The sequence below is a fragment of the Psychrobacter aquimaris genome (genome assembly GCF_016107525.1).
Taxonomy (GTDB): Bacteria; Pseudomonadota; Gammaproteobacteria; order Pseudomonadales; family Moraxellaceae; genus Psychrobacter; species Psychrobacter aquimaris.
The window spans coordinates 1-24,422 of record NZ_JABASR010000016.1; the positions used below are offsets into that span (position 1 = coordinate 1).

19 protein-coding genes and 1 pseudogene are annotated in these 24,422 nt (G+C 46.0%); 6 read left to right on the plus strand and 14 right to left on the minus strand.

The features are described 5' to 3' along the window. Window positions 1–253 precede the first annotated feature (253 nt). The 8 genes from JFC10_RS12850 to JFC10_RS12885 form a co-directional block, all read right to left on the minus strand. Window positions 254–901, minus strand: coding sequence for a 3-oxoacid CoA-transferase subunit B (locus JFC10_RS12850; RefSeq protein ID WP_198333213.1), 648 nt, complete (start codon window positions 899–901; stop codon window positions 254–256). Beyond that, a complete protein-coding gene (locus JFC10_RS12855) occupies window positions 898–1,572 on the minus strand; it encodes a 3-oxoacid CoA-transferase subunit A (protein ID WP_198333214.1) in 675 nt (224 codons plus the stop codon). The genes JFC10_RS12850 and JFC10_RS12855 overlap by 4 nt, the downstream gene beginning before the upstream one ends. Window positions 1,573–1,631: 59 nt before the next feature. Further along, entirely contained in the window at window positions 1,632–2,822 is a 1,191-nt protein-coding gene (gene pobA / locus JFC10_RS12860) for a 4-hydroxybenzoate 3-monooxygenase (RefSeq protein WP_198333215.1), read from the minus strand. Window positions 2,823–2,925: 103 nt separating this feature from the next. Further along, window positions 2,926–3,549, minus strand: coding sequence for a protocatechuate 3,4-dioxygenase subunit alpha (pcaG, locus tag JFC10_RS12865; RefSeq protein WP_198333217.1), 624 nt, complete (start codon window positions 3,547–3,549; stop codon window positions 2,926–2,928). 3 nt (window positions 3,550–3,552) lie between these two features. Continuing rightward, the gene (gene pcaH, locus JFC10_RS12870) at window positions 3,553–4,281 is read right to left on the minus strand and encodes a protocatechuate 3,4-dioxygenase subunit beta (RefSeq protein ID WP_198333219.1); all 729 of its coding nucleotides are present in this window, start codon (window positions 4,279–4,281) and stop codon (window positions 3,553–3,555) included. A 63-nt stretch (window positions 4,282–4,344) separates the two neighbouring features. Next, the gene (locus tag JFC10_RS12875) at window positions 4,345–5,520 is read right to left on the minus strand and encodes an alpha/beta fold hydrolase (RefSeq protein ID WP_265091187.1); all 1,176 of its coding nucleotides are present in this window, start codon (window positions 5,518–5,520) and stop codon (window positions 4,345–4,347) included. Next, the gene (gene pcaF / locus JFC10_RS12880) at window positions 5,517–6,728 is read right to left on the minus strand and encodes a 3-oxoadipyl-CoA thiolase (RefSeq protein ID WP_198333220.1); all 1,212 of its coding nucleotides are present in this window, start codon (window positions 6,726–6,728) and stop codon (window positions 5,517–5,519) included. The genes JFC10_RS12875 and pcaF overlap by 4 nt, the downstream gene beginning before the upstream one ends. Before the next feature lie 371 nt (window positions 6,729–7,099). Beyond that, window positions 7,100–7,825: a GntR family transcriptional regulator gene (locus JFC10_RS12885; protein ID WP_198333221.1), complete on the minus strand. Its 726-nt coding sequence runs from the start codon at window positions 7,823–7,825 to the stop codon at window positions 7,100–7,102. Window positions 7,826–8,208: 383 nt separating this feature from the next. On the opposite strand from JFC10_RS12885, the gene JFC10_RS12890 reads away from it, so the two are divergent. After that, a complete protein-coding gene (locus JFC10_RS12890) occupies window positions 8,209–9,255 on the plus strand; it encodes an aromatic ring-hydroxylating oxygenase subunit alpha (protein ID WP_198333222.1) in 1,047 nt (348 codons plus the stop codon). 104 nt (window positions 9,256–9,359) lie between these two features. Further along, window positions 9,360–10,313, plus strand: a complete 954-nt coding sequence (locus JFC10_RS12895; protein ID WP_198333223.1) for a PDR/VanB family oxidoreductase — start codon at window positions 9,360–9,362, stop codon at window positions 10,311–10,313. Between the two features lie 171 nt (window positions 10,314–10,484). Here the strand turns inward: JFC10_RS12895 and JFC10_RS12900 are convergent, their stop codons facing one another. Then, window positions 10,485–11,540 carry a TRAP transporter substrate-binding protein gene (locus JFC10_RS12900; RefSeq protein WP_198333224.1) on the minus strand — a complete coding sequence of 352 codons (1,056 nt, stop codon included), beginning with the start codon at window positions 11,538–11,540 and terminating at the stop codon, window positions 10,485–10,487. 384 nt (window positions 11,541–11,924) lie between these two features. Further along, window positions 11,925–12,707, minus strand: coding sequence for an IclR family transcriptional regulator domain-containing protein (locus JFC10_RS12905; RefSeq protein WP_227685988.1), 783 nt, complete (start codon window positions 12,705–12,707; stop codon window positions 11,925–11,927). Window positions 12,708–12,746: 39 nt separating this feature from the next. Between JFC10_RS12905 and JFC10_RS12910 the strand changes: the two genes are divergently transcribed. The 4 genes and pseudogenes from JFC10_RS12910 (at window position 12,747) to JFC10_RS12925 (ending at window position 16,924) form a co-directional block, all read left to right on the plus strand. Continuing rightward, window positions 12,747–14,105, plus strand: coding sequence for a lyase family protein (locus JFC10_RS12910; RefSeq protein WP_198333225.1), 1,359 nt, complete (start codon window positions 12,747–12,749; stop codon window positions 14,103–14,105). Between the two features lie 126 nt (window positions 14,106–14,231). Further along, a complete protein-coding gene (locus JFC10_RS12915; RefSeq protein ID WP_198333308.1) occupies window positions 14,232–15,278 on the plus strand; it encodes a TRAP transporter substrate-binding protein in 1,047 nt (348 codons plus the stop codon). A gap of 39 nt (window positions 15,279–15,317) precedes the next feature. Next, entirely contained in the window at window positions 15,318–16,229 is a 912-nt protein-coding gene (locus JFC10_RS12920) for an MBL fold metallo-hydrolase (RefSeq protein WP_198333226.1), read from the plus strand. 103 nt (window positions 16,230–16,332) lie between these two features. Beyond that, a pseudogene (locus JFC10_RS12925) lies at window positions 16,333–16,924 on the plus strand (IS1595 family transposase). A gap of 192 nt (window positions 16,925–17,116) precedes the next feature. Here the strand turns inward: JFC10_RS12925 and JFC10_RS12930 are convergent. The 4 genes from JFC10_RS12930 to JFC10_RS12945 all read right to left on the minus strand — a co-directional run bounded on the left by JFC10_RS12930 (window position 17,117) and on the right by JFC10_RS12945 (window position 24,332). Further along, on the minus strand, window positions 17,117–19,447 hold the full coding sequence (locus JFC10_RS12930; protein ID WP_198333228.1) for a TonB-dependent receptor: 2,331 nt from the start codon (window positions 19,445–19,447) through the stop codon (window positions 17,117–17,119). A gap of 226 nt (window positions 19,448–19,673) precedes the next feature. Continuing rightward, the gene (locus JFC10_RS12935) at window positions 19,674–20,324 is read right to left on the minus strand and encodes an RraA family protein (protein ID WP_198333229.1); all 651 of its coding nucleotides are present in this window, start codon (window positions 20,322–20,324) and stop codon (window positions 19,674–19,676) included. Then, window positions 20,302–22,428, minus strand: a complete 2,127-nt coding sequence (locus tag JFC10_RS12940; protein WP_198333230.1) for an IucA/IucC family protein — start codon at window positions 22,426–22,428, stop codon at window positions 20,302–20,304. Before JFC10_RS12940 ends, JFC10_RS12935 begins: the two co-directional genes overlap by 23 nt. Before the next feature lie 5 nt (window positions 22,429–22,433). Further along, window positions 22,434–24,332 (minus strand): IucA/IucC family protein, encoded by a 1,899-nt coding sequence (locus tag JFC10_RS12945; protein ID WP_198333231.1) that lies wholly within the window; start codon window positions 24,330–24,332, stop codon window positions 22,434–22,436. Between the last annotated feature and the right edge of the window lie 90 nt (window positions 24,333–24,422).

Here is a 24,422-nt window from a genome sequence, read left to right on the forward strand (position 1 = left end):
TGAGGACGATGATGATAAGACTGATGCCGCCGATAAGCTGACACAGTCTGGAGATGAGGACGCTGAGCTTGATTAGTAGGGTCATGTTGCACCTACCGCGTTACCAAAGGCAGATACATAATGAGTCGACTCATTATGTATAAGCGGCCAAACAGTCTGCATGACTGCTATAGATAATTTTTTTTTCATCATGAAATCCCTTCTTGATGGTTAAGCACTTTACGTATGATGGAACACTAAGCGTTTATCTAAATTATGGCTGTTGCAATGCGGCACCTGTTTTTGCTTGCAACTCATCAAAAGTTAGTCCATCGACCATGTCACGAACCATCAACCCTTGCTCAGTGATGTCAATCACCGCAAGATCCGTATAAATTCGATTGACACATTTTTCGCCAGTGATAGGTAGCTTTAGATTTTCGACAATTTTAGGATCACCATTTTTGCTAACATGATCCATGATGACGTACACTTTTTTAGCACCAACTGCCAAATCCATGGCACCGCCAACGGCTGGAATGTCTTTTGGACGACCCAAAAACCAGTTGGCAATATCGCCATTTTCAGCCACTTCAAATGCCCCAAGAACACATAGGTCAATATGCCCTCCACGGATCATGGCAAACGAGTCACCATGATGAAAATAACTACCACCTTTGAGTAAGGTGATATACTGCTTACCGGCATTGATCAAGTCGCCATCCCTGTCCGCTTCCTCAGGTGCTGGCCCCATACCTAGTACACCGTTCTCACTATGCAAAAAAATATCTTTGTCTTTCGGGAGAAAATCAGCGACTCGAGTAGGCTGTCCGATTCCTAGATTGACATACATGCCCTCTTCGATATCTTGGGCGACGCGCTTGGCGATCTCATCGACTGAACGTGGGGTGTAATCACTCATGATGCCTCTCCTTCAATACAGACGACTTCGTGGACAAAAATACCTGGGGTAATAATGTGTTCTGGATCGAGCACTCCCAGCTCAACCACTTCGCTGACTTGAGCGATAGTATGGTTGGAGGCTGCCGCCATAATCGGACCAAAATTACGCGCGGCTTTGCGATAAGTTAAATTACCCCAGCGATCACCCTGAAACGCTTTGATCAATGCAAAATCTGCTTTTATTGGATATTCCAATACGTAATTTTTGCCATCGATCGTCCGTGTTTCCTTACCTTCAGCAAGCAGCGTGCCATAAGCCGTTGGCGTATAAATCGCACCAAGACCACTGCCACCTGCTTGCATACGAGCCGCTAACGTCCCTTGTGGTACCACTTCAAGCTCAATTTTTCCCGCTCGGTAGAGATCATCAAAAATATATGAATCATGCTGACGCGGAAACGAGCAAATAATCTTGCGCACGCAACCTGATTTGAGCAATAGTGCCAATCCCGTCTCACCGTTGCCTGCATTATTGCTAACGATAGTTAAATCCTTAGCATTGCGTTCAATCAGTGCGTCAATCAGTTCTGCTGGTTGACCTGCCAAACCAAAGCCACCTATCAAGATGGTTGCTCCATCATTAATATGGCTCATGGCGTCGATAGCAGATTCTGTCACTTTATTTAACATTGAATCATCCTATATAAAAGAGTTAAGTCGCCAGATATAAATAATTAAAACGCAGCTATTTACTCCAATGCCTCAAACGGCAAACCGACGTAGTTTTCAGCAATCGTGGCTTTGCCAGCATCTGAATGAATAAAGTAATCAAACTCAGCCTGCTGTACCCGAAAATCAAAACGACCTGCACTCTGAAAGCGGTGTAATAGCATCGTCATCCACCATGAAAAACGAACCGCTTTCCAAGCACGTGCCAAACAGATTTCTTGATAACGAGGAATCAGGTCAGTACGTTGCTCCTCGTAGATTTTTACGAATAAACGAAAGGCTGTTTCTACGTCGCTTGCAGCAAGGTTCAAACCCTTAGCACCCGTTGGTGGAACGATGTGTGCGGCATCTCCTAATAGGAACACTTTGCCATATTGCATGGTTTCGCAGACATAAGAGCGCAGTGGAGCAATACTCATCTCAATAGCAGGCCCAGTTACCAATCGTTCCGCCATTTCTGGTGGGATACGGCGTTTGAGCTCAGCCCAAAATTTCTCTTCGTTCCAGTTTTCGATCTTATCTGTGTCTGGTACTTGGATATAGTAGCGGCTACGGGTTGGCGAGCGCATCGAACATAGCGCAAAACCGCGCTCATGGGCACAATAAACCAACTCATCATTCACAGGTGGAGTGTCACTCATGAGCCCAAGCCAACCAAACGGATAGACTTTTTCATATTCTTCTAGTTCGTTAGAGGGGATGGATTTACGTGAGACACCATGAAAGCCATCACAGCCAGCGATGTAATCACAGTCCAAATGGAACGATTCGCCATTATGCTGATAGGTCACATAAGGATTGTCTGATTCAATATCATGGAGCTCGACGTTTTCTGCTTCATAAACCGTCGTGCCACCGACTTTTTCACGTGCTTCCATCAAGTCGCGCGTTACCTCAGTCTGCCCATACACAACGACATGCTTGCCGCCACTGTGTTTTTCTATGTCGATGTGGTAGTGCTCGCCCTGAAAACTAAAATCCGTACCAGTATGAACCAATCCTTCTTTATCCATGCGCGCGCCGGCCCCTGACTCGCGAATCAGGTTGACCGTACCCTGCTCTAAAACGCCTGCGCGAATACGACTTAGGACATACTCGCCCGTTTTGCGCTCTAAAATGACATTGTCGATACCCGCTTTCGTCAGTAATTGCCCAAGCAGTAATCCAGATGGACCTGCACCAACAATCGCAACTTGTGTTTTCTGTTTCATGAAATCCCTCTCACTTGTTATTTGGCAAATTCCACTTTGCCTAAAGACGTTGAATAAAGAATACTAACGGTCTAAAAACACCTCTGTATTGCAAAATGATTCGCTAAAAATCAAAGAAAACCGTTTCATTGTCGCCTTGTAAATAAATATCAAATCGATAGCGGGGCTTACCATCGCCTTGCTCTTTTTTGGCAATCAGCGTTTTACGACGTTCTACTGAAGGCACGCTATTTAATATAGGACACTCGGCATTGGCCTCTGGTTCGTCATCGAAATAGGCACGGGTTTGTAGATGCAAATTGATACCACGAGCAAAAATGGCAAGGCTGACGTGCGGCGCCATGGGCTTACCGTAAAAACCCACCTGTCCTGGTTTTACCGTATGGAAATGGAAATCGCCATCTAAGGCACAAGCACTGCGCCCAAATCCACTAAAAGGTTGTTTATTGTCAAAATTGGCAACATAGTTACCATCGCTATCGGCTTGCCATATTTCAATCAGGGCATCATGAACCGCTTCACCATTACCGTCGTATACATGACCCACTAACTCGATATGCTCGCCTTTAGCACCTTCTTTGGCCAAATCTTGCCAAATCTCATCTGAACGAGATTCAAAACCTGCGATTTCTAATGCCAAACCGATATGCACAAACGGCCCTGACGTTTGAGAGGCTGTCTCACGCAGCAAACCGCTATCATCTTGTAATTTGTATTGGCTATACATGATCTACTCCTCAAAATACGTTTGTAATGCACCGCGCACCACGATATCAAAACGATAGGCCAGACAATCCATTGGCTTGCTCATAGTCATATCTAAGCGGGCAATCATCGTTTCAACCGCTTCTGGGTCTTTTAAGACCTGTACAATCGGACATAGCGGAATGAGCGGATCCCCTTCGAAGTACAATTGCGTAATCAAGCGCGTCGAAATAGAAGGTCCCATCACTGATACGTGGATGTGCGCTGGACGCCACGTATTAACACCATTTGGCCACGGATAAGGTCCTGGACGTACGGTACGAAAATGATAGCGTCCGTCGGCATCGGTGATAAAGCGACCCACACCACCGAAGTTCGGGTCGAGTGGCGCCAGATAATTGTCTTTTTTATGACGATAGCGGCCACCAGCATTTGCTTGCCACATCTCAACCAAGGTATTGGGCACAGGCTTACCAAACTGATCAATCACCTGACCGTGCATGATGATACGCTCACCAATAGGCAACCCTGCTTGCTCGCCTTCTGTCCGAAAGTTCATTAGCAGATCGTTGTCATACTGACCGATCTCTAAGCCATCAAATACAGGACCACTACGCTCTGAGTCACTGGCTCTTTGGATACTGACTAACGCCTGACTGGGTGAACGCGCCACCGAGGTTTTGTAGCCAGGCGTATACTGTGCAGGCTGCCAAGACCGATCACGTGGAAGAAAAGAAGGGTATTTATGACTCATTACGGTATTCTCCATTGCTATAACGCAAACCTTATTGATAATCAGTGCTTGTGGTTTTGAATATTAATTGATTGGATTGCCCCATCCGTTTTCTTTGGCCAAAGAAAACGCATGATTGGCCGCTGGCACACCTGCATAAATAGACACATGCATCAATACTTGGCGCAACTGGTCTTCAGAGATGCCCAAACGTTTGGCAGTACGCAGATGCAGACGTAGCTCGCCATCACGACCAAGCGCGGCTAATATGCCTGTGGTAATCATGCTTCTTTGCTGCACAGTCAAACTATGATCGCCCCACAGCTCGCCCCATGCGTTACGGGTGATAAATTGCTGGAATGGGCTATCTAAGGTCGTGGCATTTTTGGACGCGCGCTCAACATGGGCATCGCCCAAAATGCGCTTGCGCTGTGTCAAACCTTGCTCATAGCTGATGCCTGTTTCGCCAACAGTAGCGCGGTTGGTATTAGTTTGAAGATGTTCAACCAAATGATCAGGCGCTTCAATAGAGGGGACATGCCCCACGCCCTCAAAGACGCTTAGGCTTGCATCAGAAAATTCTGCTTTTAGCGTTTCTAGTGCCGCAATCGGGGTAGAGACATCCTCTGCACCTGCGATTAATGCAACATAATTTGGATAATCAGCAAGCTTTCCGCGGTTATCCACTTGAGCCAATACCTCACATAGCTTAGCGTAGCTTTCGTCATCATTACGTCCCAGCTGTACTTGCCAGCCTTGTGAGATTTCAGGGTTTTGCTCGATATAATGTGGTGAGAACCAGCGCGGTACGATTGTCTCGGCCATCTCGGTTAAACCCAACTGGCGCACATTAGCAGCACGCTCAGCCCACGCATCCGCGGTACCAATGACGGCACCTGTATTGGTCAGCCATACTTGCTCTAAACGCTCAGCGACCAATTGGCATAACGACTGACCAATCACGCCGCCGATTGATGTACCAATAAAACTGAAACCTTCAATATGTAAGTGATCCGCCAACGCTACGACATCCAACGCCAACTGCTCAGCACTCAGTCCTTCTGCGGCTGCATCACTGCTACCATGACCGGGTAAGTCCCAGCGAACGCAGCGGTAATGTCCATGCAGTTGATCGCACACGGTATCCCACACATCACGGCTCATACCGAGTGGATGCGCCATAAAGAGTGCAGGTAAATAAGTCTCACCACTGTCTTGGTAAGCAATCAAATGCGCGTCTGTTTTTAAAAATGCCATCATTCTTCTCCTACTCGTGAAACGATGAGCGCGATACCCTGCCCCACGCCAATACACATGGTGCATAGCGCGCGCTGTGCATCGGTACGTTGTAATTCGTGAACTGCTGAAATCAAGATACGCGCACCTGATGCGCCTAGCGGATGACCCAAGGCAATAGAGCCGCCTCTAGGATTGATACGTGGATCACGGTCATCCAGCCCAAGGGCACGTGAGCAAGCCAATGCTTGTGCAGCAAACGCTTCATTTAGCTCAATAATATCCATATCATCCAGCGTCAAATTGAGTTTCTTTAACAGCTTTTGAGTGGCTGGTACGGGGCCAATACCCATGATTTCTGGCAGCACACCTGCCGTTGCCATCCCTTCTATTTTAGCTACAGGGGTTAAACCGTACTTTTCAACGGCTGCCGCGCTCGCAATCAGCATGGCAGCTGCGCCATCATTGATACCTGAAGCATTACCAGCCGTTACCGTGCCGTCCTTATATATAGGACGCAGTTTTTCTAAGGCTTCTATGGTTGAGTCTGGACGTGGATGCTCATCTGTATCAACGATGAGTGCGTCCTTATTGCGTCTCTCGATGGTGATAGGCGTGATTTCAGCCGCCAGTTGTCCATTATCTTGTGCAGCCGCTGCTTTTTGCTGCGACCATAGCGCGAAGCTGTCTTGATCCTCGCGTGAGATGTCGTATTGTTTTGCTAGATTTTCCGCGGTTTGCGGCATAGCTTCTGTACCATATAGCGCATCTAACTTTTTATTGATAAAGCGCCAGCCCATGGTCGTGTCTTGCAGAGTTTGGCTGCGGCCATAAGCTTTTTCGGGCTTGCCCATGACAAAGGGCGCGCGCGTCATTGACTCAACGCCGCCTGCTAGCACCAGATCCATCTCACCGCTGGCAATCGCGCGAAACGCGGTGCCGACCGCATCCAGACCTGAGCCGCATAATCGATTGATGGTATTTGCAGGTACGGTCTCTGGTAGACCTGATAGCAGCACACTCATACGCGCCACGTTGCGATTGTCTTCGCCGCTTTGGTTGGCACAGCCTATAAAGGCATCTTCAATCGCGCTGTGATCAAAGTCAGGCGCATCATCGATTACCGCTTTGATTACTTGCGCTAACATATCATCAGGACGAATATCGGCCAAAGCGCCGCCGTAGCGACCGACTGCTGAACGTTTTGGATGACAAATATAGACTGCGACCATGCTGCTCTCTCCCTAGAGACGATATGAGTACACTATGCGAGTACATTGTATCCTTACAATCCAATATTGATTACTGCCAATATTGTTCTATATAAGAATTATTGTTCGTATAATGAATTAAATTACACCCTTTTTTTTCGCTTGTCAATCGAGTTATTCCGTATTCTCTTCAATTGAAAGTCGTATCCAGCATTTCCTTTATCGCGGCAAATCTCAAGAACATGACTGATGACTTTTCCAAAAACAAAAAAGACCCGATTGGGTCTTTGTTTGATCGTATATAGGGGATATGAATAGCTGCCAATGCATCCAATAATCGTCAGTGGCATACTAGCATCAGCTGCTTTTTAGTCATCAAATCACATCATCCTCTAATCATCATTTGCATCGCCACTGATGATCCGTATCGTATCGGGATCCTTTAGTTCGGAGTTGAATATCTGTGCATAACGCAGGGTGGCGTTGGCATGCTCTCTCATTATTCCTTCAGCCCTTGCCCCTTGACCATGGCTGATCGCATCAAACACCGCGTGATGCTGCATATGGGCAAAATTAAACCGCCGATACTCGCCTGCCAAGTTGTCACGATCAATAGCCAATGAGCTGACGGATGCAAAGGGCATGTGTTCACTGCGTGTTTTTGCGATATCGATGGCAGGATTGTGACTGGCTTCAATGATTAACGCGTGAAAGCGTTGGTTAATCTCATGATAGATCTCAAGATCTTCTTCCGTCACATGCCCTTTGGCAAACAACGCATCCCCTCTTACCAGACATTTCACCATGCTTTGACGATGTTCTGCTGTCAGCCCCCTTTCCGCGGCCTGCCTTGCAGCCAAGCCTTCTAACACGCCTCTCACTTCAACGGCGCCATTGATTTCTTCGGTGGTTACTTCGCGCACGCGATAGCCGCGATTTTTTAGTTTAATCAATAACCCTTCTTGCTCAAGCGAACGAAAAGCGATGCGTATGGGCGTACGAGAGACCCCAAGACGTTCAGCCGTCGGTATTTCAGCGATACGCTCTCCCGCGACCAGCTCACCTGAGAGGATCATTTGCCGCAATGCGCTAATCACACGTTGTCCCGCTTTACTCATTCAAACCTCACCATCCATTCACATTTTTAAAAGACCAAACAAGCCAGCCATCGACACCAACATCAAAATTGACATCAGTTAGCTCAGCATCAGCATAGCACGCTAGCAGCATAAACAAACAGTGCGCGCCCATCATAGACCAACCATACTGTTTTTTATTGGTTATGTCTGCTCAGGTATACTTTCGATAAGAATGACGGAGGCAAAGTAATACCTAGCAGTAAGAATAAATACATCACTGCTGATCTGTATAAAATTCACATGAAGAAATAGATAATATTAACTTATTGGATCCAATATACCCAAATTATAGTAGACAAACGCTATTTTTATGATAAATTGGATCCAATTAAAGGGATTTTTACACACAAAAGGAGTTTGAGATGTTTCCAAAAAATTGCTGGTACGTCGCCTGTACGCCAGATGAATATCAAGAAAAGCCACTAGGACGCACCATATGCGGCGAGAATATTGTCTTTTATCAAAGCGACACAGGGGTCGCCGCCGTCGAAGACTTTTGCCCGCATCGTGGTGCGCCATTATCACTCGGTTATGTAGAAGATGGCCTGCTGGTGTGCGGCTATCACGGCTTAAAAATGGGCAGCGACGGCAAAACCGCCGCCATGCCAGGCCAACGCGTCAGAGGCTTCCCTTGCAACCGCAGCTACCCTGTTGTCGAGCGTCATGGATTCGTATGGGTGTGGACGGGTGATGCTGAGCTTGCCGATGAGTCCAAAATTCCAGAACTAGAATGGGCAAACGATCCTGAATGGGCGTATGGCGGGGGTCTGTTTCACATCAACTGCGATTACCGCCTTATGATCGACAATCTAATGGATCTCACCCATGAAACCTATGTCCATGCCAGCAGTATCGGACAAGAAGAAATCGACGAAACCCCTGTCCATACTACCTCCGAAGACGATATGGTTATCACCAGTCGCTTTATGGAGAACATCATCGCCCCGCCTTTTTGGCAGGCGGCCCTGCGTGCCAATCAACTGGCTGACGATGTGCCTGTAGACAGATGGCAGATATGTAAGTTTAGCCCGCCCAGTCACGTTATGATTGAAGTCGGGGTTGCCCATGCTGGAAAAGGCAGTCACGACGCGGATCCTGAGCACAAGGCAGGCAGCATCGTCGTCGATTTTATCACCCCTGAGACGGAGACCTCTATTTGGTATTTTTGGGGCATGGCGCGTAACTTCAAACCCGAGGACACCGAGCTGACAGAGCAGATTCGTCAAGGACAGCATCAGATCTTCAGCGAGGATTTGGAGATGCTAGAGCGTCAGCAACTCAACCTATTAGCGTATCCTGAACGCAAGCTCTTAAAATTGAACATTGATACCGGTGGCGTCAAATCACGGCGTATTTTAGACACGCTCATCAAAGAAGAAAACCAATTGATAGAGAACGTCAATCTATAGACGCCGATGTTAATACCCTTATCAAATGACAAATCAAATGACAATTTAATGAACAACTGGCTAAACACGCTGGCATGGTGTTTAGCCAGTGAAGGATACCTATCATGATGGAAGTTTTGGTAAAGTCAAAAGAAGTGATCGCGAACGATATCTGTCTTTTTGAGCTGGCAAGCGCAGATAATGAAGCACTGCCCCCCTTTAGTGCTGGCGCCCATGTTGATGTCAAAATGCCTAACGGCATCACGCGCCAATACTCGCTATGCAATCATCCCCACGAAAACCATCGTTACCAAATAGCGGTACTCAAAGACCCAGCCTCACGTGGTGGGTCGGTCGCGATGCACCAGCAAATAAATATCGGCGATCGCATAGAGATCAGCGAACCCAAAAACCTTTTCCCACTGGCTCACGATGCCAAGCGCAGCCTACTGTTTGCAGGTGGTATCGGCATCACACCGATCCTATGTATGGCAGAGCGACTGGCCCATACTGGCGCAGAATTTAAGCTGCATTACTGTACGCGCAGCCCAGAAAAAACCGCTTTTATGCAGCGCATTCAAGCATCGGCATTCGCTGATCGGGTACATTTTCATTTTGATGATGGAGATGCCGCGCAAAAGTTGGATACCGCAAGCATCCTTGCCGCACCTCACTCTGACACGCATGTATACGTGTGTGGCCCCGGTGGTTTTATGGAACACGTTCTTGAAACGGCAAAAGCACAAGATTGGCCGTCTGCACAATTACATCGCGAGTATTTTTCTGCCACGCCGATCAGCACTGCTGATAATGGCAGTTTTGATGTTCAGATCAGTAGCACAGGGCAAATAATCAACGTGCCAGCGGACAAAACGGTCATCGAAGCCTTAGAAGCGTTCGATATTGAGATCCCTTTTTCTTGCGAATCGGGTATGTGCGGCACGTGCTTGACTCGTGTGTTAGACGGCGTGCCAGACCATAAGGACGTCTTTCTCACAGAAGAAGAACAAGCAAAAAACGACCAGTTTACCCCGTGTTGTTCGCGGGCGAAAAGCGCTCAGCTGGTACTGGATATTTAGGGCCTGTTACCTTTAAATCAAGCCTTAAAAAAGACCCAAACAGGGTCTTTTTTTATTGCCTATTATTAAGGCATTTTTTCAATCTGAACGAAAGCCTCTAAATAGACTAAAAGCACGGACACATCCTGGGGTCTATTGAAGATTCAACAGACCCTAGTAAACGTTTGTTAGTTACACTTTGCAAGCCGCACTGGCTTCTTGCGCTTTTTCATACACCATTTGTGCATCTAAACCCAAGGCGGTGACATCGTTTAGATACTTTTCAGTGCCAGCCTTTAGTCGCCCTTTCCAATGCGGGTCATTTAAGGGGTCAGGGATGTCGATCATGGTATCGCCTTTGGCTTTGGCTTCAGCCATATATTTGGCATCCTGAGCATCAAAGACTTTACCAGCGCTCGCTGCCATGGCTTTACCTGAGTTATCATCGATGACTTTTTTAAGGTCGTCAGGTAGGCTCTCATACTTGTCTTTGTTCATCGTGACCATCATAGCAGAGCTATAAAACGGAATATTGGTATGCGTGTTGGTCAGCTCGATCAACCTAAACGGCCCCATCGCATCCCACGTCAGGCTTACCCCATCTAACACGCCACGCTGCAAAGAGGTATACAAATCCGTGGCAGGCAGACCGACGGGCGTACCGCCTGCTGACTCAATGATATCCCCTGCGATCGCTGATGGTCGGCGCATACGCAGGCCTTGTAAGTCATCTGGCGTACGGATAGCTTGGTCAACGGTATGCATCCCGCCAGGGCCAGTACCCATCATAAATAACAAATGGGTATCATCGTACTCACTGGAGATCACTCCATCATCATACAAGGTTTGCAGCATACAGTTCATTTGCGTGGCTGAACTGGACAGCCCTGGTAGCTCGGCGACTTGAGTCAAGGGGAAGCGGCCGTTGGTGTAGCCTTGTAACTGTGTGCCAATATCAATAGTGCCTTTGGCAGCGGCCTCATAGGTGGCATCGGGTTTGCTTAGGGTGGCGGATGGGTATATTTCGACTTTTAAGCGGCCGTTCGAGTCTTCCTCGATTTTTTTTGCCCAAGGCTCTATCACCTCTGTATGCGCGGCGGCTGTCGCTGGCCATAAATGTGACAGGCGTAAAGTGGTGACCTCATCATTACTCGTCTCAGCACTTGTCGCGGTCTCATTTGACTGCGAGCAACCCATCAAGCCCATCAAAGCTGCCAATGTCAGGCTCAGAGGCAATATCTTTTTCATCGTAAAGTCCTTTTTTGATCGTTCAAGTACCGCAGATTCCATATATGCTCAATGAATGTTGTCTTGTAAGCCCATGGTCTGAAGTAAAAACAGTAAATATCCATATTCATATGGTCAAATTTTTATAGTCAAATTACCTATCGATACGATTCCTTTTGTTCTATAATAGAATTAATGTTCGTATAGTGAATTAAATTAAACTTTTTTTATTCTTCTGTCAATGGCTTATGCTAGTACGGATGCTGTCTATGCCAGATAACATCAAGCATGACCTATGACGTCAATTGACCTCATAGGAGCTAGGTATCACCTGACAAAAAAGGCTGCCAACGCTTTAAAGCGTTGGCAGCCTTGATGTCAAGATAAGAACCTTTTTATGAGCTATCAAATATAATAGGTTTGGATTTTTTCAGCACAATCACGCAATATAGGCAGAAACTCTTCGATGAGCATCTCTTTTGACACGCGCATGGCATTGGTACTGATATTGATTGCACCGATTAATTCATTATTTGATTTATAGATGGGTAGTGCAAGTGATCGCAGACCGGTATCCAGCTCTTGATCGACAACCACGTATTGCTCGTCGTAAGCGTCGCTTAACATTTTTTTGAATTGTTCACGATCAGTGATACTAAATGGCGTATACGCGTTTAGCTCTATTTTGTTGACGTAGTCTTCACGCTCATCTTTGGGCAGATTGGCCAAGATAGCACGGCCCATAGAGGTGTAAGCAACAGGCAGCCGAGTACCGATAGAGAGTGCAATTGATAACAGGCGATGTTTGGCAGCAGAGCGTGCGATATACACCACTTCATCATCATCCAATACCGCAAATGAACAAGATTCACCCGTTTTTTCGGTCACCCGTTCTAGATAGAACTGCACAATATCGTGATGATGCGCACTGCTTAAATAACTGGATCCAATGCTGAGTGTCTTGGGAGAGAGTTTGAATTGACGCTTATCTTTATGGACATAGCCTAATGCATGTAGCGTCAGCAGATAGCGCCGAGCCTTTGCTCTGTCCATATCCGTACATTCGGCGACCTCACTTAACGTCATGGTCGAATGGTTGTCATCAAACGCCCGCAGAACGCTCAAACCGCCTGCAAGAGACGTCACGAAATCTGGACTATCAAAGGGTATTTTCTTATCTTGTGTCATAGAAATATTTTTTACACTTACCAAAGTTAGGGATTCTAAATGAAAATCAATCGATTAATCAATCAGCCTTTTGTACATCTTGGCGTTGCCGAAGCGCTTTCTGATCGAGCTTTTATTCAAGCAATGATAAATTTTGAGTTAGCCGTTTTAGAACATAGGGAGCAGAATCAGCTTATCCCAAAAAACACGTTTCAACAATCTAAACAAGCATTAGACATAGAGTTGTTTGATATTGATGCCATTGGGGCCCAGACTTATTTGGGTGGTAACGCGGCTATTCCTTTTGTGGCACAAGCAAAGTCTTTGCTACCGTCAGACGTAAGGCCTTTTTTTCATCAAACACTGACCAGTCAAGATGTGATTGATACCGCCATGATGATGATGCTCAAGCCCTCACTTGAGCGTATCACACAAGATTTGGAGGAGGTACTCACCGCTTGCTCGGTACTGATTAAAGCGCATCGCTCGTCACCTATGGCAGGTAGAACCTTGATGCAGCAAGCCTTGCCGATCACTTTTGGCACAAAAGTCACCCAGTGGGCAGCCCCGCTGACCGCCATCATACCTGATTTATCGCAGTTAGTGCAGTCAGGATTTTACTTGCAATGGGGCGGCCCTGTGGGGGTAAGCAACGAAGATAACGAAGATAACGATTTGCCGCAACAAGTGGCAGCATCGCTTGGGCTATCAGCCCCCCTGCTCCCTTGGCATACCAATAGACAGCCTATCCATGCGATTGCTTCCCTGTTGGATGCTTGTGCAGGCACGATAGAAAATATTGTCGATGACATTGCCTTGATGTCTCAATCTGAGTTGGGTGAAGTGGCTGAACCTCCTATCGAGGGCATGGGCGGCTCTTCATCTATGCCGCACAAACGCAACCCAGTACTATGTGCGTTGATAAAAACCGCCGCGCTTAGAATGCACGGGCACTTGAGCGTCATTAGTAATACAACCGCCCAGCCCTTTGAGCGCGCACTGGGACAATGGCATGCCAGCTGGGTACCTTTGACGGAAGGCACAGCGTTGGTAGCAGGCGGGATGTCGTACTTAAAGACCTTATTACAAGGGCTGCAAGTGTATCCTGAGCGTATGGCCGCCAACCTTGATTTAAATAGCGATGCTTATTTGAGCAAAAGCTTAAAGGCCTACTTTGCAGATAACAAAGACGCCATCTATCCTTTGATAGCGCAAGCGAGCGAGGAGGCGCATAGCAAACACCAAGGGTTTGTCACTACATTTCAGGCCTTGCTAGCAGAGCAGTCTGTCGACCTGAGCGAGGATGATGGGCTGACAACTATTTTATCTCCACTCAGCTATTGCGGCGCGGCGCAAAGACAGTGCGACACGATATTGCAAGCCATTGAAAATATGACCTTAAAAAATGAGTCAGCGTGATGCATAACAGCCATCGGATGGATTGACAAAAAACTCAAAAAAAGGTATTTTAAATTCACTATACGAACAAGAGTTCTTATTTAGAACAAATATTTTATAATGCAGCATCAAAAAAGGGATTTTATGATGAAAAAAATATTGCCTCTGAGCCTGACACTCGCCGCTTTGATCAGCTTGTCGGGTTGCTCGCCATCAAACGATACCGCTGCCACAAGTACAGAAGCCGTCACTACGCTGCGCTTCTCGCACTTTTGGCCTGCCACAGCAGCAACGCATACAGAGATATTTGAGCCTTGGGCGCGTAAGGTCGAAGAAGAGTCTGGCGGTCGCCTCAAGGTTGAGATATATCCTTCAGCGACTCTCAGTAAACCTGACGCTACTTATGATGCCACTGCCAAAGGCACCGTCGATATCGGCTCTCAGTTGCAGGGCTACACCAATGGCCGATTCCCCTTAACTCAAGTGGCAGAGCTACCGGGTCTGTCTAACTCCGCCACGCAAATGAACTGCATCTTGCAGACGCTCTATGATGATGGGGTGATATCGGATGAATATGAAGACACCCATTTGCTGTTTATGATGGGTACTGGCCCTGGGGGGATGCACACCATCGATAAAGCCATTCGTACGCCAGATGATTTAAAGGGCCTACGTATGCGTCGACCATCAGCGATCGCAGGCGACATCATTGAAACTGCAGGCGGCACACCAGTCGGACTACCGGCTACCGATATCTATACTTCGCTCCAGCGCGGCGTGTTAGATGGGCTTAGTTTGCCATGGGATGCCACAGGCTCTTTTCGATTGATCGAGCTGACCAATACCCATACCAATATTCCTTTTTATAGCTCTGCCATCATGGTAACGATGAATAAAGACAAGTACGAAAGTCTGCCTGATGACCTCAAAAAAGTCATCGATGATAACTCTGGCAAAGCCATGGCAGCGAGCGCTGGTAAAGTATTCGATGCTGAAGATGCCAAATACATGGCCGAAGCCAAGGCCAAAGGTGACACCATGATCGATATCCCTGACCCCCTAAACGATCCGCAATGGAAAGGCCCATTAGAGGCAGGCACGCAAAAATATCTAAACGATGTTGCAGCATTAGGCCTCGACCCACAAGCGGTATATGAGAAAGCACAAGAAGCCAGCGCCGCGTGTAAGCTTTAATCCACATCACGGTTTATAAATGATCAAGGAAGATCAAACATGAAAATAAAAACACCTATGACATGGATATCATTGCTTACTGCTGCTGTCTTATCGACGGTCGCAGCGAACGCAGAAACACGGGTCATCATGCTGGGCACAGGAACACCAGTGCCCAGCGCCGAACGCGCAGGTTCGGGTGTCGCTATCATTTATAATAATGAAGCATACTTGTTTGATATGGGGCATGGAACAGTACAACGATCGATCCAAGCTTGGAAAAAGATGGATGCCCCTGAATTAAATCCAACGAAGATTAAAAATGTGTTTCTGACGCATTTACATAGCGATCATACTTTGGATTATCCAGAATTGGCGGCGACTTACTGGTGGCGACGTGACCAGCAGCTACATGCTTACGGGCCAACAGGTCTTCAGGACATGACCAATGGCTACTATGATATGCAAAAAATGGACATTTCCCTGCGCCTCAATGGCAATACGCCTGTCCGCGATGCCAATATGTACAAAGTCGCTATCACGGAAATATCAAAAGACGGTATTATTTTCGATAAGAACGATGTCACGGTAGAAGCGTTCACAGTAAGTCATGGCGATATCGAGCCTGCTTATGGCTATAAAGTCACCACGCCTGATAAAACGATCGTCATTTCAGGCGACACCACCTATAACGAGAACTTAGTCAAAAAGGCTGAAAACGTAGACATTCTGATTCATGAAGTAATCAGTCATGAAGGCTGGAGTGCGCTGGATAAAAATTGGCAAAATTACCATCAACTATCCCACACATTGACGACAGATTTGGCTAAAGTTGCAAACAAGACAAAGCCTGGTCTATTGGTCTTGACCCATGTATTGCATTACGGCGCTCCCATCGAAACTGCTTATACTGAGATTTCAGCGCTTTATGATGGAAAAGTGTCATTGGCAAACGATCTTGATGAGTATTGAATTATTAATAATATTGAGTTAATAGTATTTAAGCTCATCAGACCGTTTGCCAAAGCACTTTTTGGGGCTGTCCTAGATAAGTAAAATAATCTAGGATAGTCAGATGAGAAAGAGTAGGTTAAGTTGGTACAAACAAATCAGACTCATTGAACTATTTGTTGCTGGTTGTACAGTAAGAACAGCAGCAAGCTTATTGGCTATTAATAAAACGACAGCAAGCCACTCCTTTCATCATCTTAGACTGCTAATTTATAAAAATAATCGCAGACGCAAAGGCAAACGTGGTCGCGGTGCGGGTAACAAATTTCCTGTTTTTGGACTGCTTAAGCGCAATGGCAGCATCTATGCTTGTACCATTCCTAATGCCAGAGCCGGTACCTTAATTCCTAACATGAAAGAGAAAGTAAAGCCTGATAGTATCGTTTACACTGACTACTTTAGAGGTTAAAAAGCGCTTGATGTCAGTGATTTCATCCATTACCGTATCAATCATTCAAAAGATTTTGCACTAGACAGAAACCATATTAACGGAATATAAAACTTTTGGAGGATAGCGTCATATGCGTAAATATAATGGCATCCTAAAAGAGCATTTCCATGTGTTTTTAAAGGAATGTGAGTAGCGTTTTAACTACAGCGATACAAAAAATCAATTACATCAGCTAAAACAATGGGTTAAACAGGAACTGAACTAATTATCTAGGACAGTCTGATTGTAAAATTAACTCCTCATCCTAAAAATACAAAAAAAGCCTTTCAAACTTTATACTTTATAGCTTGAAAGGCTCTATCGATCACGAATTTTTATCTAGGTGAAAGTTTTAAACTTGGGGTTTAAATAACTCCAAGCGACTTATCCAACAAGATGTAAGCTAAGACTCTATTGTTTAATAATCAACAGTATAACTTAGACCATAGGTTGTCCCTGTGGCAGGTAGACGGTTCAAGTCGCCAAACGTGGTTTGATGATAAACCGTTTGATAGTCTTTATTGAGTACGTTATAAACCCCATAACCCACTCGACCTACTGGCATGTTTACTTGACCCAATACATCTAAAGTCATATAACCTGTGACTGGCAGCGCACCAGCATCAGGGTCTTTTTGTTGATCTTTAAACGCTCTATCATCGCCACCTATAGCCAATGCTTGCAGTCTTATGTTACTACCTTCATCAAAGTTATATTGAGCAAACGCAGTACCTTTGAGCGGTGTCAAGCGCACCGCATCTAACTCCAGCCAATCGCCATCTTTCTTATACTGACCACGCGTATAAGCCACACTACCGCCCACTTGCCAGTTATCACTAATATCCTGAGTGAGCGATCCCTCTACGCCATAGATACGCTCGTCCGTATCCACCACTTCTACAGTATAATCCTTGGTAAAACGAACGGTTTTGTCCGAGGTATTATAAAAGGTGCTTACTCTGGCTGACGTATCACCGCGTTTACCTTCCCAGCCCAAATCATAGTTGTTGATCGAGATGGGCTGCACATTGTCTGAGTTGACCACATAGCCTGCACGCACGTCACGTAAGGCGCGCTGGATGTCAGCGGTGGTAAATCCTTGTGAAAAATTGGCAAATATTTGATCATTTGGTGTCAGCTGATAACTGCTACCGAGGTTAAATAACGTTTTGTCGTGATCCGTCTTCCCTTTTGCTACGTCACCGGCTTGGTAGTTAGTATCAGAGCCATCAAAGTATTCTTCTAACAGCTGCTCATAAAATGGGGTAAAGGCGTCTGTTTCTGCCTTAAGCTTTTGATAGCGCACGCCCGCACTGGCATGCCATTTATCCGTGATATCGGTATCAGCATTGATAAACACCCCAATCTTATCAATAGTGGTGTCCGGCCCACCATTATAGGTTATACCATTTGTCTTCGAAACCAGACCATTACTGTCCTCGAACTGAGTGAAGTCTTGCCCATGGTAGGTTTGTTCGCTGTTCTCACGCTCAAAGTCAGCGCCATAGCTCAATAATGTTTGTTTGCCAGCAAGCTCAGTATCAGTCTGCATGGCAGCGCGCAGACCCATCACTTCGATATCGGCTTCTGATTGCATAACGAATTTCGCATCGGCTGCCAGCTCTTTCGCTGTGTCTTTGTCGATGCCGTTTGCTAGCAATACTTCACGGGCTTGTTTTCTGCCGTCTTTGGCCGAAGGATAAAAGCGTCCTTGTTCATCGCGGTAGTAACCCGTAACGCTTAGGTTAGAACCAAAAACATCGTCATTGTTATAGTTGAGATTCACGGATTTTTTGGTGGTATAAGGCTGATTCTCTATACGAGCACCATCGATTGCTTTTAAGGATGGCGGCGTACCCAGTAATAATACTCCTAACTCTTTACCATAATCTGGGCCGTAATCAGTATCTTGCTCATCGTTATAATAGGTCACCGCCAGATTCACGCTTTGGCTGTCATCGATGTCTATACCTAAGTTGGCGTTGACACTCAATGATTCGGTATCTTGTTGATCGGTTTGATTGACATCTGGGCCGATACGGTCGCCATGGCTATCGAACTTGCCACCTCTATTCTCATAATCCACATCTAAGCGGCCATAAACACGCTCGCCACCATAACCCAAGCTCTGACCCACATGATAACCCAATGAATCTGATTCGAACTCACGGCTGCTGTCAATACCCAATCGAGTTTGACCTGTAAAACCTGCGCCTGCTGCCGATTTGGTGACCAGATTAATGAGGCCACCTGCTGCGCCAGCGCCATAAATACTGGTCGCACCAGAAAGCACCTCTACCCGCTCAAGCTGCGCTGGATCAATACTATTTAGCTCTCGTGATAAGCTGCGTGAGCCTGATAAAGGCACGCCATTTAGCAAGTATTGTACCGGACGACCGCGCATGGTCGTACCATAGTTGCTGGTTGAACCACTACTAGCACCCAAACTCGGAATCAGCTGTGCCAATATATCGCCTGTAGTACGGTTGCCTGTGGCCTGCTCTCGAATATCTTCTTCACCAATCACTTGGGTAACGGCTGGCATCTCACTGATTTTTTGTGCCAGCGCCGTTCCCGTCTTAGCGCGCGCTGTTACCGTAATAGTATCTAAAGTCACGTTTGGTACATCACTGGCTATCGAGTTTTCGGTAGTGTCTGTCATTGGGGTATTAACGTTGGTTTGCGCATACAACTGCTGGCTAATACAGAGTGTAAGAAGAGATAGAGCAACTTGATGATGGCTTTTCATTGTCATTTCACTTATTTGAATAGTGGCTGGATAATGTTCTGAGTTATGTTTAGCTCGTAATACAGAATGTACTAAGTTTGTGAATGGCATTGTAAATGATAACCATTAACATTTCTATACCTATTTACAAATTCAAAAGCCACTGGTGCTTCATAACAGATAAGTGCGCCAAGGAGATGCATCATCAGCTCTATTGACATACACATCTGGCTCTACCTACCTATGACTAAAATAATAAGTCCAGTTGATTTTTTTTGTAGGCTTCAAAGAATATCTGGAATTTTGTCTCATCTTGCTGATGCTTATCTTGGCAATCAGGTAATAACTGCTGGGCAACTTTTAGCGGCAATACAAATACCCCATCATTATCCATAATAGCGATGTCGCCTGAGCGAATCAGGGTACTTTGCGGGCCAAAGCGATAGCAGATATCAGCTCCTAAAATACCTTTTGTTTCATTACTCTTAAAGGTGGTGACCGCGCTCACGCCTTGAGCGAATACAGGAAAACCCAACTGCTGAATTTGTAACGAATCCGTCGCTTGTCCAATGACGATAACGCCAGCGAGCTTTTCATAAATAGCAGCGCAAGTACGTAACGCGCCCCAACAGGCTTTGATGCCGAGCACTTGCGCATCGATACACAAGATGTCATTCGGCTGCGCCTGAATCAACGCTTGATTAATCACCCCCGTATTGTCTGAGTTCAACGTCGCTGTGATGATCTTTCCAACGATAGTACGGGTGCAAGGAGACAGCGCTTTGATATCTGGTAAATATCCCACTTCGGTCAAATGACCAATCGTCGAGGTGGCTATGTCTTTGTAACTCTCTACTAGCGTATCAATATCGATTTTATCCATTAATTTTTCTCTCATTATGTTTTCGTACTGAATCCACCCTAAGATTTTCTTCGATGTTTTTTACCCTAAAAAAAGGATTGATGGTCACACTCTCCCCTGCGGGCATGCTGCCATGCGGATCATCACCGCGTTCAATCACGGGTAACAGCAATGTCTTATGTGGATAGTATTGAGTGGTCAGTAGCTGTTCGCGGATAAGCTCACATTGATCGGCATCGAAGTCAATATCCGTCAATGCCCTATCGATACTGTCCCTCGCCTCACGCCACAATATTGCTTCATTAATCTCATAATGCACTGACAATGCTTCAATAATGGCGCGAAGATTGACCAATATACCCAAGGATTGAAGATAAAATATCAGTGCTTGCGGGGTCTCTCGATACAAGCGGTTTTTAAAATTGGGTGGGCTTAAATACTCAGGATCTGCTATTTGATGCCGCGCCAGCCACGGCAAATAAATACGTACCGAATCATGATCGCGCAATAGCAAGCTGGTAAAACGATGATTTTTCATCACCATCACGATGTTTTGTCCGTGCATCTCAGGGGCAAGCCCTAAACGCAGGCAGCGCAGCATCGTACCCAAAAACACCTCGCACAGGTTTTTGAAGCAATCAATAGCCGTGCGTTTTATGTGCGCTGTTTGAGTCATAGGCGATTTTGCTTGGATGATCTCATCAAAGATATGATGACTTATACCGTCTTTAGACACCAACATACCGAGGCTTGCCATCGGCAGTAACCGCACTTGGTCATCACACAGATCCGTTGGCAGAATCCTGAGCATAGCGCCCAAATGCGTGGGTTTTTCTTGATAAAAATAGGGATTGGTTGCGCTTTTATCTTGTAGATTCGTCGGCGACATATAGCCCCACCAAAGACGCTCATCCCATAGCCGTAATGTTGCTGATAAGCCATTGTCAATCTGTCTTGCCTGCATCAGAATTGCTTGGTTTTTTTCACCATTGATCAGCTTAAGTGCTGGCAAATACCGTTTGGAGTTTAAGGCGTACACTCCTATGGGCAACTTGATGCTATACGGCGTATCGGCACTCAACAGCATGCTGCGCATAGAGGCGCTGGCATAAGTGATGGGTGCATTAAATACTAACTTTACAACCGTGCCATCTGCCAAATCTTTAGCATAACTATCAGCCTCATGGTTAGAAGCATCGTTATCACAAGAATTATTATTAGAAGGATCAATCACTTGAGCCAGCTGCCAAGGATGGACAGGTATCGCCACATGAGTGTCTATCAGGTTGTGGTCTTTCATCTCCCGTGCCAATTGCTGTTGCTGCGTCTTGTCCAATAAATACGCCGCGGGATGTTGCTGGCTGATGTCTTTTACCTGATCCGCCACCATAAGATGGCTTTTGGCAACCGCTACCCACACCAACGCAATGGGCTGATTAAATTCTGCCATGTAATGCTGATACTCTTCTGCTGTAAACCCCAGCTTGCCCTTAGCCAGCGGATGAAACGGACGATCCATCAATGACGCCCATTGCTCTGCGGCAATCAGGGTTTGATACCAATGCGGCTGACTATAGACCGTCGTAGAGATATCGGCATGGGCAGATTGGGTTTTGGCAACCAAGGACGCTTGTAAACTCTCTTTTAATTTGACAATTCCTGTCGCACTCAGTGCTGAGTGTTCCATAGCAGACAGTAAAATATCTAATAGCGTTTCTACTGTCTCTACTGGTTGCAAACAAGCGCTGATAGCATTGTTCAAACGATATAAAATCGGCACGCAAGATTTATGCAGTCGCCACGGTGCGGTATAGGCTGACTCCACGGGTAATAACAATCGACTGTCGCTGCTGATTTGAAGCACCAGTAATGGGTTGTCTTGAGCAAAGAATGATTGATAAGCGTTTGATAGCGAATCTACAGCCTGTGGCAAACCCTGCGCTGCTAGATAATCAAACGTTGTGGTGACCTCAATACGATTTTTCGCTAGCCACTGCTCAAGTAAAACGCACTCAATCAGATACGTCATCAACGAGCTTTGTATTACCACCATATCAGGCTGGCTGTCCGAATGACTGATTTGGACTGGAAATAAAGTAGGCATGGTATTTATCTTGACTGTTTCATCGGTATTTAACATGGTGTCTATACTCGGATTTTGGCTAATGGATTATTGATATATTTGATCGGAAACACCTGATCGCCGAACAATCGGCGCTTAGCCAAAGACTCAATACGCGTTTGCTTGGCGAAGACATCAAACAACTCAAACCTCGATTGATGCTCTAGATGACGTACTTGATAGTCCATCACACAGTCAGCAACTTGCTGCCAGAACTCAGCCTCAGGATAGTGGTAATGGGTCTGCATAAAAATAGCAATGTCGGCAAATGCCACAAAGAATAAGCAGGCAACCGTCATATCACGAATGCCATCGGTATCATCCGTTTCAATAAACGAGCCACGATTCAGCGCCGCGTGGGCAGCTGGCAGGCTATGAAAATTGGGAATTAAGTCTTGGCGGGTCAGATGCTTTGGCGAATAGCGCACCCCGTCATGCAAATCTTTTAGCAATACTTTTATAGGAAAACCCGCTTCGTGTACCAATACGATGTTTTGCGCATGGCACTCGAGCGCAATACCGTGACCAAATAACAAGTGCAATATCGGGGTGACAGTCACTTTGATAAGCTGAGCCGTCCAACCCTCTACGCTGTATTTTTTAATCCAAGGATCAATGAGTACAGAGCCATCCGTGTTGATATAGCTGACGCCATTTAAAGGAAAGGCTTTTTGGTTGGTCGATAAATACTGACTGACGTTTTCGCGCCAAATTGCCCCCAGTCCGCCATAAATATGGGGATGCTGATAGCCGCGCTGTTGTAGCACTTCATGATCCAAACTGACACCCACCGTTTCACCCAAAAAGGCAATTTGTAATGCTTGTGCCGTCTTATCCTCTGCGACCAATTGATTGAGCCACTTAGTCACCACCGCAGCGTTCATGACGGTATGTTTGGCCAATATTCGAGTGCTTGAAGTATTCATCAGATGCATACTGAGTTTTAGATAGGATTTGTCGTCTTGCAACATAGACAAAGAGCGAATCGACTGCTGCGAACGGTACTCAGCGCCTGTACTGCCTAGGTAAATCACTTCTTGCGTGTCAATAAGTGGCTGCAAAGCAACAATTAATGTGTTTTGCCATTGCCAAGGATGCGCTGGGATGAATCCATAAGCATTGATCGTTTCGCTGTCATTTATCTGATATCCATTCTGCTCACTCGTCGTCACAAGTATGTGTTTCAGTTTATCTGTTAATGCGGCAAATTTATCCGCATCCACATAGTTTTCAATCCACTCGTTAAGTGTCATATCGAGATTGCTATCAAAAGCTGTGTTACTGACCAGCAGCTTTTTTTTAACCGCCAACCAGACCACCTCGATATTTTGGTCAAACTCCGGCCCATAGTCATAATTGTCTTGTAAATCAAAGCCAATACGCGACTTAAAACAGGGATGATAAGGATGTCCAGCCATCAAATAGCCTTCGAGTTGCTCGTAGGTGAGCGTGTCAATAGGCGTTGGTGCGTTTGGTGAAAGCTGCTGGGCTTGGGTCTCATTGATTAACGTGTGACGCAGCTCTTTGATAAAGCTGTCTTTTAAGGACGCATCTGGTATTTTCAATAAAATATCGCTGATGACATGCTCAAGTATGGCATCGCTTGCGTTGCCATCAACAACTCGCTGGACGTTCTGGGCATTAAAACGAATGATATCAAAACTATAATGAATATAACCTTGCACGCAGTAACTGACGTTATCGTTGGCTTTTATGGTAAAGTCTAAAAGCGCTTTGTCATGGTTGGCGTTGGCATTTGTATAGTCAAAATCAATAATGTTTTCATACAATAACGCTTGCAACAGTTGTTTGATGACCCGTTGCTCTGTACGCTGCATGGCTCGATAATCTATCGGCGCTTGCCACGGCTTAGTAACATCAGTCCTGCTATTGCTTGTGCTTTGATATATTTGATGATGCATATATAAATCTCCTCTCTAAAAATAAAAAGTAAACGGCCATACTATTAACCTAACCAAATCGTTAACCCAACCAAATCATTAAAGCGAATG

Bases quoted from the DNA above. Each gene is read 5' to 3' on its own strand.
- JFC10_RS12850 (WP_198333213.1), bottom strand. From the start codon at position 901: ATGAGTGATTACACCCCACGTTCAGTCGATGAGATCGCCAAGCGCGTC.
- JFC10_RS12855 (WP_198333214.1), bottom strand. From the start codon at position 1,572: ATGTTAAATAAAGTGACAGAATCTGCTATCGACGCCATGAGCCATATT.
- pobA (WP_198333215.1), bottom strand. From the start codon at position 2,822: ATGAAACAGAAAACACAAGTTGCGATTGTTGGTGCAGGTCCATCTGGA.
- pcaG (WP_198333217.1), bottom strand. From the start codon at position 3,549: ATGTATAGCCAATACAAATTACAAGATGATAGCGGTTTGCTGCGTGAG.
- pcaH (WP_198333219.1), bottom strand. From the start codon at position 4,281: ATGAGTCATAAATACCCTTCTTTTCTTCCACGTGATCGGTCTTGGCAG.
- JFC10_RS12875 (WP_265091187.1), bottom strand. From the start codon at position 5,520: ATGATGGCATTTTTAAAAACAGACGCGCATTTGATTGCTTACCAAGAC.
- pcaF (WP_198333220.1), bottom strand. From the start codon at position 6,728: ATGGTCGCAGTCTATATTTGTCATCCAAAACGTTCAGCAGTCGGTCGC.
- JFC10_RS12885 (WP_198333221.1), bottom strand. From the start codon at position 7,825: ATGAGTAAAGCGGGACAACGTGTGATTAGCGCATTGCGGCAAATGATC.
- JFC10_RS12890 (WP_198333222.1), top strand. From the start codon at position 8,209: ATGTTTCCAAAAAATTGCTGGTACGTCGCCTGTACGCCAGATGAATAT.
- JFC10_RS12895 (WP_198333223.1), top strand. From the start codon at position 9,360: ATGATGGAAGTTTTGGTAAAGTCAAAAGAAGTGATCGCGAACGATATC.
- JFC10_RS12900 (WP_198333224.1), bottom strand. From the start codon at position 11,540: ATGAAAAAGATATTGCCTCTGAGCCTGACATTGGCAGCTTTGATGGGC.
- JFC10_RS12905 (WP_227685988.1), bottom strand. From the start codon at position 12,707: ATGACACAAGATAAGAAAATACCCTTTGATAGTCCAGATTTCGTGACG.
- JFC10_RS12910 (WP_198333225.1), top strand. From the start codon at position 12,747: ATGAAAATCAATCGATTAATCAATCAGCCTTTTGTACATCTTGGCGTT.
- JFC10_RS12915 (WP_198333308.1), top strand. From the start codon at position 14,232: ATGAAAAAAATATTGCCTCTGAGCCTGACACTCGCCGCTTTGATCAGC.
- JFC10_RS12920 (WP_198333226.1), top strand. From the start codon at position 15,318: ATGAAAATAAAAACACCTATGACATGGATATCATTGCTTACTGCTGCT.
- JFC10_RS12930 (WP_198333228.1), bottom strand. From the start codon at position 19,447: ATGAAAAGCCATCATCAAGTTGCTCTATCTCTTCTTACACTCTGTATT.
- JFC10_RS12935 (WP_198333229.1), bottom strand. From the start codon at position 20,324: ATGAGAGAAAAATTAATGGATAAAATCGATATTGATACGCTAGTAGAG.
- JFC10_RS12940 (WP_198333230.1), bottom strand. From the start codon at position 22,428: ATGTTAAATACCGATGAAACAGTCAAGATAAATACCATGCCTACTTTA.
- JFC10_RS12945 (WP_198333231.1), bottom strand. From the start codon at position 24,332: ATGCATCATCAAATATATCAAAGCACAAGCAATAGCAGGACTGATGTT.